The 1,160-nt window shown below is 72.0% G+C and carries 2 protein-coding genes; both read left to right on the top strand.

What is annotated here, in order from left to right; all coding sequences use genetic code 11:
• Window positions 1-362: HEAT repeat domain-containing protein (locus D7W79_RS46610; protein WP_147442363.1), on the top strand; the 362-nt coding region annotated here is incomplete at its 5' end.
• The coding region (locus tag D7W79_RS45575; RefSeq protein WP_369127261.1) for a tetratricopeptide repeat protein at window positions 363-1,160 on the top strand (798 nt) is incomplete at its 3' end.

Here is a 1,160-nt window from a genome sequence, read left to right as displayed (position 1 = left end):
GAGCCTTATCGTCGGCAGCGTCAGATGGGTATAAGAGACAGCTCCTGGGGCGGATGGGGGCGAAGGACGCGGTGCCCACGCTGCTCAAGGCGCTGGACGACTCCAACAGCGTGGCCCGGCGCGACGTGCTGCTGGCGCTGGGCGCCATTGGCGACGTGAAGTCGGCGGAGGTGGTGGGGCGGGACCTGTACCACGACCTGCCGGAGATCCGCGCCGCGGCGGCCACGGCGCTGCGCAAGATGAACACGGGGCCGGAGGCCGAGCCGCTGGACGCGCTGAAGGTCGACTACTTCCGGGAGGTCCGCGTCGCGGCGGGAGCCTCGCCGACGAAGGAAGGCACGGCGGCCGGCGGGGCGCAGTGAATGGAGCCGCGCGCGCTCAAGGACAAGGCGACGGAGGCCTTCAGCAAGGGCCGCTTCGCCAAGGCCGCGGAGCTGTACGCGGACTACTGCCAGGCGGATCCGAAGGACCACCAGAGCCGGCTGCGCATGGGCGACGCGTGGGCCAAGGCCGGTCAGCGTGACCGCGCCGTCTCCGCGTACCAGTCCGCGGCGGAGGGCTTCGCGAAGGAAGGCTTCCTGCCGCGCGCCATCGCCGCGAGCAAGCTGATCCTCGAGCTGGATCCGTCCCACCAGGGCGTGCAGCAGATGCTCGCGGATCTGTACGCGCGAAGGGGCACGCCGGCCACGTCCAGGGCGAAGCCGAAGGAAGCCACGGCGTCGCCAACCCCCGCGAGCCTGATCACCCAGCGCGAAGCCCCGCCCACGCCGACACCCGCCGCGCCCCTGGAGGCGGAGGGCGTGCCGGTGGACCTGTCGGATTCGCTCCCGCCAGAGCTGGCCCTGACCCACGCGCCCGCGACCGCCCCCAGGCCCGTCGCGGACGACACCGAAGTGGTCATCTCCGTCGAGGTGCAGGTCGAGCCCACGCAGGACGAACCCGCCTGGGACCTGACGCCCGAAGCGCCTGCTCAGCCAGAACCCGCCGCCACGGCGGCAGAGGCTCCGACGCCAGCGCCCACCGCGAGCAACGCGCTCCCGGCACCCACCCATTCTCCTCCGCCTTCCGCCTCGCAGGCCGAAGCCGCTGCGCCGGACCAGTCCGTCCGTGTAGCGCCACCGCTGTCACTTATACACATCTCCGAGCCCACGAGACATGCG

It is taken from the genome of Corallococcus exercitus (assembly GCF_003611585.1).
GTDB classification, from domain to species: Bacteria; Myxococcota; Myxococcia; order Myxococcales; family Myxococcaceae; genus Corallococcus; species Corallococcus exercitus.
This window is presented reverse-complemented; position numbering and strand designations above follow the sequence as displayed.